The organism is Selenomonas ruminantium subsp. lactilytica TAM6421, from assembly GCF_000284095.1.
GTDB classification, from domain to species: domain Bacteria; phylum Bacillota; class Negativicutes; order Selenomonadales; family Selenomonadaceae; genus Selenomonas_A; species Selenomonas_A lactilytica.
In genome coordinates this window covers 19,501-35,182 of the sequence record NC_017074.1, presented here as the reverse complement: position 1 = coordinate 35,182, position 15,682 = coordinate 19,501, and the positions used below count along the sequence as shown (strand labels likewise).

The 15,682-nt window shown below is 47.3% G+C and carries 18 protein-coding genes; 2 read left to right on the top strand and 16 right to left on the bottom strand.

Going from position 1 to position 15,682, the window contains the following annotated elements; all coding sequences use genetic code 11:
- Nucleotides 1-272: 272 nt before the first annotated feature.
- The gene (locus SELR_RS17550; RefSeq protein WP_014426238.1) at nt 273-683 is read left to right on the top strand and encodes a hypothetical protein; all 411 of its coding nucleotides are present in this window, start codon (nt 273-275) and stop codon (nt 681-683) included.
- Between the two features lie 95 nt (nt 684-778).
- A complete protein-coding gene (locus SELR_RS17545; protein WP_014426237.1) occupies nt 779-1,189 on the top strand; it encodes a hypothetical protein in 411 nt (136 codons plus the stop codon).
- Between the two features lie 38 nt (nt 1,190-1,227).
- Here SELR_RS17545 and SELR_RS17540 read toward each other — a convergent pair whose 3' ends face one another.
- The 16 genes from SELR_RS17540 to SELR_RS17465 all read right to left on the bottom strand — a co-directional run bounded on the left by SELR_RS17540 (nt 1,228) and on the right by SELR_RS17465 (nt 15,678).
- On the bottom strand, nt 1,228-1,776 hold the full coding sequence (locus SELR_RS17540) for an N-acetylmuramoyl-L-alanine amidase family protein (RefSeq protein ID WP_014426236.1): 549 nt from the start codon (nt 1,774-1,776) through the stop codon (nt 1,228-1,230).
- Between the two features lie 16 nt (nt 1,777-1,792).
- On the bottom strand, nt 1,793-2,305 hold the full coding sequence (locus SELR_RS19185) for a hypothetical protein (RefSeq protein ID WP_014426235.1): 513 nt from the start codon (nt 2,303-2,305) through the stop codon (nt 1,793-1,795).
- Entirely contained in the window at nt 2,306-2,521 is a 216-nt protein-coding gene (locus SELR_RS17530) for a hypothetical protein (protein WP_014426234.1), read from the bottom strand.
- 10 nt (nt 2,522-2,531) lie between these two features.
- On the bottom strand, nt 2,532-2,807 hold the full coding sequence (locus tag SELR_RS17525; protein WP_014426233.1) for a hypothetical protein: 276 nt from the start codon (nt 2,805-2,807) through the stop codon (nt 2,532-2,534).
- Nucleotides 2,800-3,078 carry a hypothetical protein gene (locus SELR_RS17520; RefSeq protein WP_014426232.1) on the bottom strand — a complete coding sequence of 93 codons (279 nt, stop codon included), beginning with the start codon at nt 3,076-3,078 and terminating at the stop codon, nt 2,800-2,802. The genes SELR_RS17525 and SELR_RS17520 overlap by 8 nt, the downstream gene beginning before the upstream one ends.
- Before the next feature lie 116 nt (nt 3,079-3,194).
- Nucleotides 3,195-5,546, bottom strand: a complete 2,352-nt coding sequence (locus SELR_RS18100; RefSeq protein WP_014426231.1) for a gp53-like domain-containing protein — start codon at nt 5,544-5,546, stop codon at nt 3,195-3,197.
- Nucleotides 5,546-6,142, bottom strand: a complete 597-nt coding sequence (locus SELR_RS17510; RefSeq protein WP_014426230.1) for a putative phage tail protein — start codon at nt 6,140-6,142, stop codon at nt 5,546-5,548. The genes SELR_RS18100 and SELR_RS17510 overlap by 1 nt, the downstream gene beginning before the upstream one ends.
- Nucleotides 6,139-7,203: a baseplate J/gp47 family protein gene (locus SELR_RS17505; RefSeq protein WP_014426229.1), complete on the bottom strand. Its 1,065-nt coding sequence runs from the start codon at nt 7,201-7,203 to the stop codon at nt 6,139-6,141. Before SELR_RS17505 ends, SELR_RS17510 begins: the two co-directional genes overlap by 4 nt.
- A gap of 1 nt (nt 7,204) precedes the next feature.
- Complete coding sequence (locus SELR_RS17500) at nt 7,205-7,663, bottom strand: DUF2634 domain-containing protein (protein ID WP_014426228.1); 459 nt, start codon at nt 7,661-7,663, stop codon at nt 7,205-7,207.
- Nucleotides 7,663-8,085 (bottom strand): DUF2577 domain-containing protein, encoded by a 423-nt coding sequence (locus SELR_RS17495; protein WP_014426227.1) that lies wholly within the window; start codon nt 8,083-8,085, stop codon nt 7,663-7,665. The genes SELR_RS17500 and SELR_RS17495 overlap by 1 nt, the downstream gene beginning before the upstream one ends.
- Before the next feature lie 71 nt (nt 8,086-8,156).
- Nucleotides 8,157-9,581 carry an XkdQ/YqbQ family protein gene (locus SELR_RS17490; protein WP_014426226.1) on the bottom strand — a complete coding sequence of 475 codons (1,425 nt, stop codon included), beginning with the start codon at nt 9,579-9,581 and terminating at the stop codon, nt 8,157-8,159.
- 6 nt (nt 9,582-9,587) lie between these two features.
- Nucleotides 9,588-10,352, bottom strand: a complete 765-nt coding sequence (locus SELR_RS18095) for a hypothetical protein (RefSeq protein ID WP_014426225.1) — start codon at nt 10,350-10,352, stop codon at nt 9,588-9,590.
- A gap of 33 nt (nt 10,353-10,385) precedes the next feature.
- Complete coding sequence (locus tag SELR_RS17480) at nt 10,386-13,241, bottom strand: phage tail tape measure protein (RefSeq protein WP_014426224.1); 2,856 nt, start codon at nt 13,239-13,241, stop codon at nt 10,386-10,388.
- Nucleotides 13,242-13,420: 179 nt separating this feature from the next.
- Entirely contained in the window at nt 13,421-13,837 is a 417-nt protein-coding gene (locus SELR_RS17475) for a phage tail assembly chaperone (RefSeq protein ID WP_014426222.1), read from the bottom strand.
- 81 nt (nt 13,838-13,918) lie between these two features.
- Entirely contained in the window at nt 13,919-14,353 is a 435-nt protein-coding gene (locus SELR_RS17470; RefSeq protein ID WP_014426221.1) for a phage tail tube protein, read from the bottom strand.
- Nucleotides 14,354-14,508: 155 nt separating this feature from the next.
- The gene (locus SELR_RS17465; RefSeq protein WP_231848219.1) at nt 14,509-15,678 is read right to left on the bottom strand and encodes a phage tail sheath C-terminal domain-containing protein; all 1,170 of its coding nucleotides are present in this window, start codon (nt 15,676-15,678) and stop codon (nt 14,509-14,511) included.
- Nucleotides 15,679-15,682: the final 4 nt, after the last annotated feature.

Genomic DNA, 15,682 nt, shown 5'->3' with positions numbered 1-15,682 from the left:
TCTGTTGCCCTCCCCTTATGTGTATCTACCTATTAGCCTATTAACCTATTAAACCTAGTAGCTATTATACAACAACTTGCGATAGAAGGGAAGCTGCGGACAAAACAAAAACCACCCCTGAGCAGGGTGGTTTCATATAAATAAGGAGGAAAAGGTTATGGCATTCTCACTATATATAATACGTCGGGACCAAACATTTCGCCCAGAATTGTGGACATGGCCATGAAATACTGCTAATATGGAATGAGTCATGTCATTTTCTGGAGGTCTATATGAAAAAAGTATTTGTAGTTGTTACGTTGCTGTTCTCGTTGTTTTTGCCGCTTTCCCACTGTTCTGCTGCGGATTGGTACTGGATACTGTCTGACGATAAGAAAACCGTTTATGTTGACCGTAGCAGTGGAATATGGGACGGAATGGACCTCCATGTAGGATTAAAAGTTGTGAAAGCAAACGGCGAATACTCGCTCATTAACCTCATTGCCAGATACGAAAGTGGAAATGAGATATATTTGCAAAACAGTACAGTGTTTGTTTATGACAAAAATGGCCGTTATATTCTCCACTTCTCGGACGACAATTGGATTGAGGTGAAGCCGAATACGGCAGGTCAAGTTCTCGCCTTTAAGCTGTTTGAATTATACCAAGGACATTTCAAAAGAGATAACAAAATTCCTGAATAATACGTCGGCCCTCAACATTTCGCCCAGAAAAATGGACATGGCCATGAAATACTGCTAATATGGAATGAGTCATGTCATTTTTGCTGGAGGTCTTTATGAAAAAAGTATTTGTAGTTGTTACGTTGCTGTTCTCGTTGTTTTTGCCGCTTTCCCACTGTTCTGCTGCGGATTGGTGCCCGTTGTTTTCAAATGAATATTCAAAGTTCTATGTTGACCGCAATACCGGGAAATGGGACAAGAAGGAACTTCGCGTGAAATTGAAAAATGTGAAAGCGGACGGAGATTATGAACTCATTAACCTTGCGGTTTGGTATGGAAGTGTAGACAGTATATTTTTGAAAAATGAAGCAGTGGCTGTTTATGATAAAAATGGTCGTTATGTTAAAACTACTTCTGACAAAGACTGGCAATTGGTGAAACCTAATACTGTTGGTCAATTTATCGCCCTTACTCTGTTTCACATATACCAAGAAGGGTTTAAAAAAGCGAACAATATACCTTGGTAAAAAATTCCCCCATGCGCGCGCATGGGGGCTTTCTATATTTACAGAGTCAGTTCGTAATCCGTAATGCCTCGTGCAATAACTGCGGCGAATTCGTCCGTACGGTTAACCAGTTTTTCATGATCTTCGTCGTTATCAATGAATGCACATTCGACCAGCACAGCTACGGCGTCCGTATGCTTTAGAACCATGAGATCGCGACGAACTTTTATGCCGCGGTCTACAGTGCCAAGTGCGTCCACAATCTGATCCTGAATGCACTGGGCAGCCTTTGCGCCAGCGGCGGAAATATACTCCACTTCTGTACCTTTGGCTTCTTGGTTGAATGCGTTGCAGTGAATTGATACGAAGAGATCGGCCTCCCAGTTATCAGAAGTCTTGCATACAGCCTTGGGGCGATCCTCGCGGTCACAGTCCCAGCCGCAAAGGTTGTCGCTCTGCATAATCATTGTTTCTACGCCGGCAGCTTCCAGATACTCCTGTACTTTGCAGCCGATCAGCCAGGCAATGTCTGCCTCGCGTGTGCCGCTCCAGTGACAAGCGCCGGAGTCATAAGTTCTATCATGTCCTGGATTCAAAAATACTTTCATGAATAATTCTCCCTTTTTACTTCTTCAGTTGCTGTTCTATCATTTTCACCTTAGCATTGAGCTGGGCGAGTTGAATGGTCAGCATGTTTGTTATAGCGGTTTGTGTTTGTACTGCTGCCTGCGTTGAGCTTTTTGTTTCATTGACTGCGCCGATTACGTCCTGCGCGCCTGTGAGAAACTTTTTCTCCGCAGTGGCAGGTAAGGCCATATTGAGTATGTCCTGTTGCAGCTCTGGCAGCTTTTTTCCTTGTGTCTTTAAGCTCTGCAGCCATTCCTGCCTTGTACCAACAAAACCTTCCTGACAGTCAAGCTCATAAGCGGATAAGCCATTTTCACCCTGCGGCCCTTGAACGCCTGCTGGCCCTTGAACGCTTAAACCGTCACGCCCGTCCCTGCCATGCAGACTGGCCAACCATTCTTCTTCTGTGCCGACATACCCATGCTTTACTGCTATGTCATAAGCTGACAGGCCGTCCTTGCCGTCCTTGCCAGGTCTGCCGTCTCGGAATGGATTTTCCAGATCTACCATTTACTTCACCTCTGGCTTTTCTCCAGGTTTTGAATTCAATGTGGACGCAATGCCGTACTTTGTAACATTGACGCCAGCAGCTACGCCGTAAGCTGTGGCCAGGGCCGTGAGATCTAGGCCTGCGCCAAAACCATTGGCGAACCAGCCGGCAAGAAAAGCCAGTACAAAAGTATGAGTAAGCGTCCAGTTTTGAAGAATATACATAATCGCTTTCATTTTTACTTCCTCACAAAGACAGTTTCAGTAGAGCAACAATGCCAGGAATAGCTGCAACAATCGCTGCAACTACTCCTTTGGCACCAATGCCCTGATTTTTAAGAGCTTCCAGTTCTGTCAGCTTGCCGTCGTCTGCTTCCCGGCGCTTCTCCAGATTGTCGACACTATTCTCAAGACGAGCCAGCCGCTCTGACATTGAGCGCAGCAGTTCGGTGGTGTCATGCTGCCATGCGCTCATACTGTTTAACTGTTGTACAACGACGTCGTGCAGTTCCCTGTCACTCATTGCCGTTGTCCTCGTTTTTTTTCTTTTCTACGTCAGCAGGTGCTTCGTCCGGCAGGATAGGGTTAAAATAATCCGTGGCCGGGCTGTAGTCATACAATTCATGTTTATGCGCCTCGTAGTAGTCGCGAACCTGTTTGCGCCAGTAAACAGGCACGGATTCAAAAGGCTGGCACTTAAACCTGAATACAAGCTCAAAATAAGAGGGGGCGATAGCCTCGCCTGCCTTCTGCACGAATGGATCGTTCATATAATCAATTTCTTCCTGAGTCATGTTGAATACCTCCATTAGTAGTTGAGTCCGTAGATTTCAATAATGCCGCTGTTCTGGTCGTAGCCCTGCAAAACTGCTGTACTTATTATTATGCTTATATCAATCACGATCCTAATTTACTTACCGATAGCTATCCAGTTGATAGTGGCTTGGTTTGAAAGAGACGAATTAGCCGTAAAGCCTGTCAAAGACTGTTTTATGATTGCCGGGTTTTGGTCGTCGTTATCCCATGTTCCGTCAGCAGTACCATTCATGACAGGCACCGCGAAAGTTGTGAATTCAATGGGGTATGTGATAGTCAGCGTACCTTTACCGCTGACGACGCCCCACTGCATAATCAAGTTGCCAGGGAGTCGCGTCCACCCCGTTTTTGCAGCTTTAGTTGAGTCTGTGGTCCAGCCCGGTTTACCCGTGACGTTGTTCCACGCTACGCTGCCAGCTGAACCAGTGACATTGATTTTCCAAGTTCCGCTGGCTCCACCGCCAGTCTTGGTCGGCGCCCAGTTGTTGAAGTTGCCACTGTCGAGAATACGCCGCCAGCCCTTCTTACCTGATCCCCACCCGCTGCGGTAGTAAAGTCCGTCACCGTTGCTGCTGCTCTGGCTATTGTACCAAAGATCAAGGCGGGAGTCCTTGCCGGGCAGTGAAACGACCGCGCCGTAGTTATATCCTTCGCCCAAACCGTCTGGTCGTCCGTTACTGTACTGACGAATACCTATTTGGCTCCATAATGTTCCAACACCATTGCCCTGAGCGTCACGGTAGCGCAGGAAGCTATTTTCATGATAACCGTCCAGTTTGTCAGAATTTCCCGCGCTGTTTGAGTAGTTCACGCTGAAATTTTTTGGGTTAAAGACATACGCATTACTTGAGTCGTTACTTCCCCATACCCAGGTTGGCTGGTTGCCTTTTGAACCGTCCCAATGGAACCGCATTTGTGCGTTGTCATTGTCTACCTTGCCACTGTGAGCAGAATAACCGGCGTTGCCTGTTATATTAATGCCCCAAGTGCCGCTGGCTCTAGCTCCAGTCGTAGAAGGATATGAACTGTCATGGTTATGTGGCGAAGGCGCAAAAGTGGCCGGTTTGCCCGCAACATTATTCCAGGAAGACGGCATATTGTTCAGGTCGTATGTCTTACCGCTTGTACCATTGAGACCGTACCACCAAACCGGTTTGGTGCCATTGCCGCCTGCAAATTTAACTCTTGGGCCGTTGTAAGCTGTACTGATTACGCCTTTTGTATCTGATCCGCCAAACGCAATGCCGGCTGAATAGTTATTAGAAAGCCAAGCTGGAGTGTTTGCATTGGTATGTATGCTCTTAAGCCACCAACCTGAATTTGAACTGCCAAGGCTGGCCCACGCGTCTGCTGCCTTATCCGCAACATTTACAACATGTCCGCCATTGAAGTCACTCAAATGTCCGGCATTCGTTGCTGTTGCGGCATTTCCTGTTACGCTTATTCCCCAAGTTCCGGAAGCACCGCCGCCAGTTTTCGTCGGAGCATAATTGTTGACAGTGCTGTCGTCGATAACCAAACGCGCTCCTTCGCGCTGGTACATAACGCCGTCAACCTTCATGTTGACCTGGCTGCCGTTTTCGCGGAAGTCAATAGAACCACCGTTTTTAGTGCTCCAGCCAGCTACATGAGTGCCTACAGTGTTGCCCCATTCGCCAGCGTCTGATCCAGTAAAACCGGTTGGTCTGTCTGCTGTTGTTGCAACGTCCGCGCGTCCTGCCGTATCTGCCTTGTCATAAAGGTGGCCTTTGAAACCATTTGAAGCGCTCACCCTGCCAGGAAATGCGGTGTTTCCGGCTCCGTCCAACAGTGTAGCTTCTTTGACTTTCGTAGCAAATGCGCCGCTGTATTGTGCTACAGTAATGGTCTCGTTGCCATTGTCTCCTGTGGCAATTTCAGCCCAGCTATTGTCGTCCTTTCCGCCAACGCGAATGCGGAAGCTGTCACCACCAGCCATACTGCCTTTAACAAGGTCGGCTGCTCCTCCGTTCGCGGCGGTAGCGGTCGTTTGCGTAGCCGTGGCGGAGTTGCCGGTGCAGCGGTCAGCAGTTACGTCGGTTACGCTTATGTTGGCGTCCGCAGAACCGTCAAATTCTGCCTCGCCTTTGGCCTTTCCAGACAACCGCAGTGCTTTTTTTTCTTTTAGCTTTGTTGCCGTGGCCGCATTACCGCCGATTCCAGCAGTATGAGCGGCAGGATCTTTTTTATGCTTATCCAGTTCGGCATTGGAATTATTTATTTTCTCGTTGAGTCGGGCGTCGTTACTCATTGCTTGACTCATGGCCGCATTCTGCTTGTCATAGCGAACCGGATCTGTGCTCATAAACTGCGGAAATGCGCCAGTCTCAAAAGACAGAGTGTCGTCAACGCCTTTATCCGGCCGCGTCTGATTTCCAATAGTGGTCGGGAATGTGGATTCCCATTTTTTGTTTACCGTTGTACTCATTAAACTTCGTCACTCCAGTCTTTTTGCGTTGTATCGAATGAGTATGTACCGTCGAATGTTATCTGCCCGTCCCAGGAATAGCCTAAATAAATGGAAATTCCCAAATGAGCGGGCTTATACGTTAAAATGTCTTCTTTCATTGCTTTGAGTGCCGCTTTATCGTTGCAGGAGCAGAAAACCTCAAAATAATACCGTTCAGATTGCTCGACAATGTATCCGCTGCCATATGTATTTACAATGGCGTTCATAACCTCAACGGTACTGACTTTTGCTGCCTGCATATGGATAAGAATTTGCGCGCGCCGGTACTCATATGTTGCGTCCGGAGCTGGGTGAAGATCGAGGATTCGTTCGTACATAGTTAGTCCCCAAGTTGCCGTCTCAACAAACAGCTGATTGAAAACGTCTTTTATGCCGGCTAGTACCTTTTCATGTTCAAAGCTTTCTGCGTCACATGTTGCTTTGAATTCTTCGTCTTTCTGCAGGAAACTGGGAAGATATTCGCTGATATCCACCCTTCCCTGGCGAATAAATTCGGCGCCGAGATTGTGTACTTTGCGGAGTTTTGTTTCTTCTATTTCTTGCTCCTTACTCATGTTCTGGCCTTAACCTCCAATGTTCCCAGTCTCGGCAGCTGGTCGACTGTCAGTGTAATGTTTTCCGCTTTTCCGTTCAGCGTAAGCCCGGAATAGTCAAGCACCATACCAGTGTTCAGCATGGCGGCGCCAACCTGCGCAATACTTACATGGTCGCTCTGAAAACTCTGCTCGACAAAATACTTATTGATAGCGTTCTTTATAGCCGTTTTATAGTCGTCATTGGCATTGGCCGGATCAACCGTAACCGATACATTGATAACAAAATAGGAAGGAGTTGTAACAGTGACTGAAGCGCCGACCGGACGCTCCTGTTCAATATGTTCCTTGCATTTTTTCAGCAAGTCTGCGCTGGCTGCATTCTTTTGCGGATCTACAATAATGACCTTTACGCTGCCAGGCCCATAAGCGAGCGGGACGACTTTTACGTCACCTACGCCAGCAGTCTCTAAAGCCCAGCGCCTATAATGATTAGCGTTTCCGCTGGTGCTCGGCTTCCGAACAAACTCCAGATAACGTTTTAACAGCTGTTCGTCATTTTCACCCGCATATCCGTCATGGGTAGCGTTTTCGTTTTTGACTGATTGGATACCAGGAATACTGAAAGGAATATGACAGATAGCTCCAGCCGCAACGTTTCCAATTTCGCCAGGAACGCGGCAGTCAACCGCAACTGTAGCAGTCCCTTTTGCGTCAAGTGTTACAGCCTGGCGCGTTTCATATTGAACACTGCCGTCTTTTGTGTCGAAAATGGTGCGGACAGGGACATAACTATTTGCCTGCCCTTGGATTGTAACCGCACCAACTGCCTGCGTCGGTAGCTTACGGATTACCCCAAACTGAGCGGCTATCATGGTCAGGTAGTTGCCCCAGGAAGTGTCAGCAAATGCAGCCTGCAACATAAGGCTCATTTCAGCATAAGCGTTGGTAAACTCAACAGAAGAAGCGTTTATAACGTCGCGGCCAAAAGCACCTTCCATAGTAGCCTTATCGTTGACCTTTTCCAGTTCTTTGACCATACGTTTCTGAATTTGGTCTTTTTCCTGCATTTTAAAACTCATGTTATATTTTCACCTCCTGAATAAGCTCGCCATAAATTGACGTAAGATTGATAAGCAGAGCAAGTTTGTCACCCTTGCGTTCTGTAATGTCTATAGAATTTATCTTTACAATATATGGATTAATAGCTAAGGATTCGCGGATAATCTGGCAGATTTCAGCAGCAGTTTTCTCGTTATTCGGGTGTGTGCCGATATATTCTTCTAGTTCAATACCGTAGTCACCGTCTGCGTCATAAATGCCGTGGCGGTAAGCTTCATAACGGTATCTTTCTGTTTTAAGGCACTTATATATCCAGATTTTCAGCGCCTCATTTTCTGTGACAATATAATGGCGGCCACGGCTGTCATAACAAAATGTGTCATGCTCCATATCCCAGGCGAATTCCTGCAGCAGTGGCAGGTTATCTTGCGTACTATCTATTTTTGCGGGTTGTATTCCTGCAACAAATGGATTGCTCATTAAAACTTCCTCCTGTCCGGCCGAACTATTTTGTCGAGAATAATATACTGTTGAGAGCCGCCTTCCGGACGAAATGGCATAATGCTTACTTTGTCGCCAGGCTTCAATGTGTCCGTCGTAATGACCGTATCAGTGTAGTCGTTGTCAATGTCATGGTTATGGCTTTCATATTCTGCATAACCACCGCCGCCTCCACGGTTTTGCGTGGCGCTTACTATATGCCCTTTTGCTGTTCTCATATAATCGGTCAGCAGATATTCTGAAATATATAGCTCTTCGGATTCAAGAATTATGCCCTTATAGGACACTTTTATATTCGGAGGAGAAGCAAGAATTGTGCCAATTTCAATACCTGGAGACTGATTGCATTGTGCCGCATTCGTCATAAGTCCAAGTATTGTGTCGTATGGATTTTCGTGCATTGACGTCCTCCTTTCATAACTCGTAGTCTCAATATATATAATACGTCGGCGCCTGTCGTAACGCCCAATGCTTACATATGGCTGGTTTTAATTATCTTAGTCGGGTAAAGGCCACCCATTTCATAGAACGATCCGCCTTTAACTACACAGTTCTGGCTGCTGGAATTGCCGACATAACTTCCGTCAGGACCAGCTGCAATAACAACATGGTCGTCGTCACCGTATACAATAACGTCCCCGGCTTCAACCTTTGAGCAGTCAAACGGGATACAGTTTGCGCCAGCGTCTTTGACCATAGTTGGAACATAACATACTCCGTTCTGGCACTCTTTTTTCAAAAACGGCGAATACCAGCTGCCAACCTTGCCAACCGCTTCGGCGCAGCCTGCCGTACCATTGTCCATGGTTTTGCCTGCCCAGGCTTGGTATCCAGCCTCAATACCAGCCTGAATGTTGTTCATTCCAGTATTGTTAGTTGTATTCATATTCCCGTCTACTGTAGCGGTAGCAGCTGCGTTGGTAGGCTCCAGATAGTCAAGCGTCAGACTCATAGTGTGAACATTGTTCTGGATTTTGTGGCTGTCGGACGTTATCAGGAAAGTTCCCTTAATCTGTTCCTCCTGTACAGTGACGGAATAGCCGGAAATGCACTGTATATTGCCAACAGCTTCCAATGAACTATGCTCCGACACCTTTTTAAGCAATGCTGCGGCACCCTGCTGTGTAGCAACCTTGTCGTCTACCTTGTACACCTGCTGAAGCAGTCCATACTTCTTTATATCGGCTTCATTTTTTACGCTGGCATGGGTATCATTGCCGTCCTTGTCGACTATCAGGACCTGATTGCACATATCCTCAATGCTGGCGGAATGGCTGGCACTCGTGACATTATGGGCGTCGTTAAGAACAAAGTCTTCTATTACGTTGCCAGCTGCAACGACGTCCAGTTTTTGTTCGCCGGTCTTTTGGTCGACATGCATGAAGACATGATATCTTTTATGGGTTGTAGCTGTAACGGATTTCAACGCGTCGGCTATAATCTCACTCCCGGCCTTATTGTCCTCAATTTCCTTGTATTTCTGGTCGAGGTCTTTGCAGGATAAGTCCCCAGGAGTAACGCCCAGGTTATTGCAGACACTGGTTATAATGTCCCGGACAGGGTGGTCAAACTTGCAGGTCATATGGCTTTTGCTGAGATAAATCAGATTGTCATAGGCTACGAATTCCATGGAGGTAGAACGGCTCTTACGGTCCTGCATGAATACTCTGCCGGCAAACAGCTTGAATTCTGTTCCTGGCGCATTGTCTGGACTATAACTGAATTCCACTTTGTCACCCAGGTCAATTTTAACGTTCTGCCATTGCTTATCTGTTGTGGTATACGCTATGGAAAACGACAGCTTCCTGCCAGCCTGTTCTAAACTGCCGCTCCAGTCATAGCTGATAACATAAGGGGAAAGATCAATTCCTGTCGTTTTATTCATGAGTTTAAACAATTATACTTACCCCTTTCCAATGGATTTACCGTTGACTTTTATGTAGCCGGAAGCACAGTCGATAATGTCGCCCGCTTTTACGCCGCCTTTTTTCGTAACAGCCTCAAATGCTTTTAGGTATCCGGCCTGCTTTCCCGTAAGTCCTCCTGCGCTTATTGCGCCAGTCAGTGCTTTCATGGGGCTTTTGCCTTGGATTACGGCTTTTGCAAAGTTTGCGCCGGCCCTCTGCAGGAAGGATATCTTTGGCTTCTTCTTAAGACCGGTCAAAGCGTCGGTGCCTTTCGACGGTTCTATTTCACGGTACTCCTTCAGTTGCAGGGAGTAATACACGTCGCCCGATCCGTCTCTTTCACCATAGCCAAAAGACTCAATCAGGCAGTTAAACTGGATAGGGGTGCCTGATACATTTATCTGGCAGATATTCCCGCTTGTGCGCCACCCCTCAATCTGGTTGACATATGAATAAGGATCTGTGGAGGCGCCAGGATTGTTGAACTGATAATCCTGAGCAGGGAAAAAGGAACTGATACTGATTTCTTTCAGTCCTGTTTTGCCAATCATGTTATATTCGCCGCTGTTATTTATGTTGATAATGCTGTTTTTCTGCGCAACCCGGCACATAAACACTTCAGGATCAACTGGCAAGACTAGCGTTGAACCATTACAGCCAAGTGTTATCAGTGCGTCCGAACCTGCGCCCAGAAAATCAGAAAGTGCTTTGCTGGCGGCTTTCTTTGCCAGGCCTCCAAGCACATTACCGAATAGACTCATAGAGAAAACCTCCTATAGTTAAAAAGAGGAGGCTCATACGAGCGCTCCTCCCATGGAATTGATTGCGTGACTCTTCAGTTTGAATACCAGCTCGTTTGCGATACGGTCAATGTCTGATTCTTCCCTGACGACAATGGAGTCTGCCAGTTTCGGAATGGTAATGTTGACATTGTTGGATTCTTGCTGCGGCAGCTGTTGAGTCATAGCAGTTGTATTTGATATAAATTGACGGTTATCTGCAGAGTTATTTGTAATCACCGGCTCTGAATGATTATCCTGCAGTATCTTCGACATTGTATTTTTCGTCGTAACCACATTGACAATATGGCTGCCAATGTTACGGAGCGGCTTAACTGCTTTATTTAAAGCGTCTGCCATACCGTTTTGATACATAATCTGCATAGACTGGTCGTGCGGAATTACCCGCGTTCCCTGCGGAAGGTCGACGATTTCAGCACCTTTATCATGTATCATGGCCACGCCGCCGGGCCAGTTTTCCGTACCTGTATAGAGGTGTGGGACATTGACGGAAAAATGCTGCCCGCCGAACTGAGGAACCCAGTCAGGGATATCCACCGAGATACTGTTGATACCGTCGATAACGGCATTTATAGCAGCCTTGATACCATTCATGACGTCAGTGCAAACTTCTTCAATGCCGTGGAAGACGTCGCTGAAGATATTGCTAACAGCTTCCCAGGCTGCAGCCCAGTTACCAGTAAAGACGTTAGTCAGGAAAGCAAGAAGGTCGCTGAGGATATCCACGCCCGTTCTAACAATAGTCGTGAATACTGCGACGACCGTTCCAAGCCATGCGGAGAATAAACCTTTGAGGATAGTGAATGCCACTTTGTATGGTGTCGTTATGGCATTCAAAACCGCTGAACCGGTGCTCTTCAGGAAGGAAACTATACTCTGGAATACCTTTGTAACGACCTTGCCTATATACGCCAACTCGTTATTGGCAGATCCTTTTGCTTTCGAAAAAGCCTCCGATACCGCTTTATATACGCCGCCAGCCCAATCGGATACAGCCTTTTTTATACTGTTGAAGCGTTCCGATACTTCTTTAGCTGCCTTGCTGACAGGCTCTGCTATAGCGCCAACAAGCGCATTGAACTTTTGGCTTACTTCGTTCCGGATTTCAGTAACTAATTCCGTAACCGCCTTTTTAAGAGCGTTCCAGTTGGTAATCAGTTTTTTCAGCCGGTCTTCACCAACAATAGCCGTAATAGCCTGAATTGCTGCGGCTTTGATTCCGTTCCATGCGTCGAACGCACCCTGTTTTACACTGTTCCAGCAGTTGCCAAGATAAGCAATGTTGTTCGCAACGCTGCTTTTTATGGATTCCCAGCAGTTGCTAATGTATTCAACATTATTCATGACGCCGGCTTTTATGCCTTCCCAAAGGCCACTGAAATATTCCTTTATTCCGTCCCAATGGGTATATACCTCATATGCAGCAAAAGCGAAGAGCATGACTGCCGCAATGGCTGCCGCAACAGGATTCATGAATAATGTCATGAGCGCCCTGCCTACGCCTATAATGGCACCTTTGAACGCGGCAAGGCCTGTTGTAATGAACGCTAAAGGTCCGCCAGCTGCCGCAACAGCTGCTGCCAGTGCAGTGACACTGGAAACAAAAGAGCTGAAGAAGATAATGGCTGAACCACCAACCACCAGCAGTCCGCTGATAGCCGTTATAATGCCTGCAATGACAATAATCAGTTTTGTTTGCTCTGGAGTCAGTGCGCTGAGAGATTTTGCGAGATTGCCAAGGAAAGCAGCTGCCTGCTCAATATATGGCGCCAGCTGTTCACCAAGGGCAACGCCTGCAGCAAACGCGTTATTCTTCAGCTTGTCGAGCTTTGCTGCCAAAGTGTTATTCAGGACTTCAGCAGCTTTTTCGGCAGCTCCTGACGAATTCTTTATCTGATTATGCAACTGGTCGAATTTATCTACACCCTGTTGTAACAGCGCAATGGCAGCCGGACTAGCCACGTCCCCGAATATACTATGGGCCGCCGCCGCTTTTTCAGAGTCAGTCATTTTGTTGAATACTGGAGCTAACTGCGCTATTGTGTTGCGCAAACCAACGAATTTGCCGTTATTGTCGATTACATTGACACCCAGCTGTTTCAGCTCTTCAATGTGTGCTGGCAGCTGCAAGCGTGTCAGCATATCTTTAATGCCTGTGCCTGCCTGACTCCCCGTCTGACCAACATTTGCCAATAAACCTGCCGCCGTGTTGACTTCTGAAAGATCAACACCCGCCATATGCGCAGCTGACGAGCAGTATTTCAAAGTTTCTGCCATAAGGTCCATGGACGTGTCCGTCGCATTGGCGGTCACGACTAACTGATCCATAACGCCGCCAAGGTCCTTGGCTTGCAAACCAAAAGCCATTAAGGTGTTGGTTGCGAGCGAAACAACAACTTCTGCCTGAGCTCCACTGGCGTCAACGCCTTGTAGTACACCTTCGGTGGCTGTCAATGTATCATTCGCGCTAAGGCCGGCTGAAGCCAACCCTTCCTGGATCTTTTCGATTTCCGTTGCGCTTTGTCGGTATTCTTTTGAAAGTTCCAATGCCTGCTTTTTCAGTTCAGGCATTTTGCCCCAATCGGTCTGGTCTAACTTGGCCTGTACTTTTGCGGCGCCGTCCTCAAACTGGCTGAATGCCATGGCTGCACCAGTGCCTGCGGCTACAGCTGCGGCGCCAATCGGAGCAAGGGTTTCGCCCATACTCTTCAATGAAGAGCCAACACTGCGAACAGAACGGCTCATTCGTTGTGTTACTCGTTCGGTCTGCTGCAGCTCGTTTCGTACATGCTCAAGCTGTGCAGACATTTGGTCACGCAGACGCAGTACAGCGTCGATTACTGTTGCCAATTATTGCTGCGCCTCCCGTTGTTGTTTTTCATATTCTTCCTGGCGTTGTTGTAGCTCGTATTTCATAAAGGCAAGCGTAACCTGCCGCTCCCCCATACCCATGCGGTAGAACTCACCAGGCATAATGTTATGGAGACGGAATGCGTAGTATTCCAGCTGCGTCGTCCCGTCTCCTTCAATCAGTTTTTTACTTCTTCGTCAACGTCTTTCTGGGCCTTGAAACCGCAGAGCTCGCTAACCACGCCTGCTGCTTCGGTAATCTCAGCCGGATTAAGCAGTGTAGCAATCAGGTCATGCGGGGTTACTGCGCCGAAGTGTTTGAGCAGTTCTTTATTCTTGATATCTGGATCAATAATGCCAGCAGCCAAGGTTTCAATCTGCATTTTGTACAGGTCAACGTTGCCGATTTTGCCGCCTTTCATATCCACGGCGTCACTCTGGATTTCTGCATAGCGCTGTGCGGGAATAGCCCGAAGCGTCAGCTCAAACTTTTCTCCCAGCGCCTCTGTCAGGCGTTTTACCTCGTATTTGCGAGTCTGGAGTTCGGTAATTTTCTTTGCGTCTGCTGCGAGCAATTTGTCAATCATTGTAGACATAATGTTTTCAAGTCCTTTCAGAAATAGTCAAAAAGAAGTAATTAGGAGGCCGGAAGAGCCCGGCCCTTTTCCGTTTTTCAGTTAAGCGTCTGCGCTTTCGAGAATGTCGTAGTCTTCAAAGGTGAAGTTATAGCTTTCCTCGGACAGTGCACCCAGTTTCCAGTTAATGAGGTCGACACTATCAATTTGGCAGTTACGAAGAACTACACGCTCCGTCCCAATGGCGTCAGGATCGGACATTTTGCTGACGATAGTAACGAGAACCTGCTTACCTTCCTTCATATGAGGGGCAAGCTTTTCAATCATGAAGCTGGATACCTTATGCAGTTTGAATGAGCCAGAGCCAGTCCAGCCAACAGACTTATAACATTTGCCCAAGTGGCGGGACATTTTTACTTCAATCTTGTCGAGTTTTACGGTAGCTTTCAGCTCTTCAACTTCACCAAGCAGCTCGCCGTCGAGCCACATTTGGCCATAAGTGCCGTAGAAGACTCTTTTGGATTCCATATTTTCCATATTGTTGTTCACTCCTATATATAGTAGAGAGTTAATGCTGTATATGCTAGGTATTGTATCTACCTAATAGGCTATTAACTTAATAGGTCTGATAGCTACTAGGTAGATATTCACTAGCTTTTGAAAACATTGCCTAAGACAATGTCGCAGCCAAATTACTGAATATTGCAGTTGACCGTAATATTTTCGATAGCGTCCAATGGCGAAAGCTCTGCTTTGATAAAGACGTTGTCGTGAATGTTGAGTGCTGCAATGTCCTGATCTTTCATAGCCATAAGCTCTGCACGAGTGTTCAGGCCGTTGGATTCGCGCCAGTTACGAACGGCCTCAATGTCAATGTTGGCATTGTTCTGGTTACGTTCCAGCAGGCCTTCAGTTTCAAGCTGGTGAAAATAGCCATTGATTGCGGTTACAAGCAGCATGCGGTTGTCGAGGCTGTTTGCGTACTTACCAACATAGCTATCGTGGCCAGTTTTTACGATATCGTCGTGGATCATATCCAGGAGGTCAACGAGCTTAATCTTGCGATAATCCTCGCCTTTTCCCTGCACGGTCGTTACGAACGAATTGATACCGCGTGCAATCTTGACTTTGCGGCCGTCGCCGTAGAAGAACAGCTCGCCCTGGTCAACTTTATTGTCCATTTCCTCCTTGGTGAACTGGTCGCACTCAATAACTTCCGGCAGCGGAGCATAAGTGCAGGAAATGGTTGCAGGGGTGCCGCAAATAATGCCAGCAATGCGTGCGCAATAATCTGCTGTGCTGTAATTCTTGCCGTCCTTCGTCTTAATGACGTCGTTTGTGAAGTTGACAACGCTTTCATGGTCAGCAGCGCAATGCGGAAGAACTGCCTTCACCATGCGGTCCTTATTGGTGCGCATACCCTTTATCCACGTTGCGATTTCCTGGACTTTTTCCGGCGCAATGCCAGGGACAACCAACCAGTCAAACTGTGCGGATTCAAGGCGGCGTTCAACCTGCGTATAGTCATAAGAGGTAACGCTGGTTGTGGTCGTCAGCGGATTTCCTTCTTCGTCCTTCTTGGGCTCTCCGTTTTCGTCCAGTACCGGCTGCTCAACGGTGGTTACAGTTGGAGCAATGTTGAACAGGCGAATAGAACGCGGGGTGGTCTGGTAGCCAATCAGAGCCAGTTTAATTTGTTCCTTGGAATAATCCAAAGCTTTTTCAGGAATGTCGTCTACAGTATAGATAACTTTTCCGTCGATTTCTGGATCATTAGGCAGAACCATGGCAATAGTACCATGCTGGGAACGTTCAATGGCGGCAATGCCCAACTCTTTGAACGTTACAATAACAGAAGGCATTTTC

Coding starts and splice junctions, on each gene's coding strand:
- SELR_RS17550 (WP_014426238.1), top strand. CDS start 273: ATGAAAAAAGTATTTGTAGTTGTTACGTTGCTGTTCTCGTTGTTTTTG.
- SELR_RS17545 (WP_014426237.1), top strand. CDS start 779: ATGAAAAAAGTATTTGTAGTTGTTACGTTGCTGTTCTCGTTGTTTTTG.
- SELR_RS17540 (WP_014426236.1), bottom strand. CDS start 1,776: ATGAAAGTATTTTTGAATCCAGGACATGATAGAACTTATGACTCCGGC.
- SELR_RS19185 (WP_014426235.1), bottom strand. CDS start 2,305: ATGGTAGATCTGGAAAATCCATTCCGAGACGGCAGACCTGGCAAGGAC.
- SELR_RS17530 (WP_014426234.1), bottom strand. CDS start 2,521: ATGAAAGCGATTATGTATATTCTTCAAAACTGGACGCTTACTCATACT.
- SELR_RS17525 (WP_014426233.1), bottom strand. CDS start 2,807: ATGAGTGACAGGGAACTGCACGACGTCGTTGTACAACAGTTAAACAGT.
- SELR_RS17520 (WP_014426232.1), bottom strand. CDS start 3,078: ATGACTCAGGAAGAAATTGATTATATGAACGATCCATTCGTGCAGAAG.
- SELR_RS18100 (WP_014426231.1), bottom strand. CDS start 5,546: ATGAGTACAACGGTAAACAAAAAATGGGAATCCACATTCCCGACCACT.
- SELR_RS17510 (WP_014426230.1), bottom strand. CDS start 6,142: ATGAGTAAGGAGCAAGAAATAGAAGAAACAAAACTCCGCAAAGTACAC.
- SELR_RS17505 (WP_014426229.1), bottom strand. CDS start 7,203: ATGAGTTTTAAAATGCAGGAAAAAGACCAAATTCAGAAACGTATGGTC.
- SELR_RS17500 (WP_014426228.1), bottom strand. CDS start 7,663: ATGAGCAATCCATTTGTTGCAGGAATACAACCCGCAAAAATAGATAGT.
- SELR_RS17495 (WP_014426227.1), bottom strand. CDS start 8,085: ATGCACGAAAATCCATACGACACAATACTTGGACTTATGACGAATGCG.
- SELR_RS18095 (WP_014426225.1), bottom strand. CDS start 10,352: ATGAGTCTATTCGGTAATGTGCTTGGAGGCCTGGCAAAGAAAGCCGCC.
- SELR_RS17475 (WP_014426222.1), bottom strand. CDS start 13,837: ATGTCTACAATGATTGACAAATTGCTCGCAGCAGACGCAAAGAAAATT.
- SELR_RS17470 (WP_014426221.1), bottom strand. CDS start 14,353: ATGGAAAATATGGAATCCAAAAGAGTCTTCTACGGCACTTATGGCCAA.
- SELR_RS17465 (WP_231848219.1), bottom strand. CDS start 15,678: ATGCCTTCTGTTATTGTAACGTTCAAAGAGTTGGGCATTGCCGCCATT.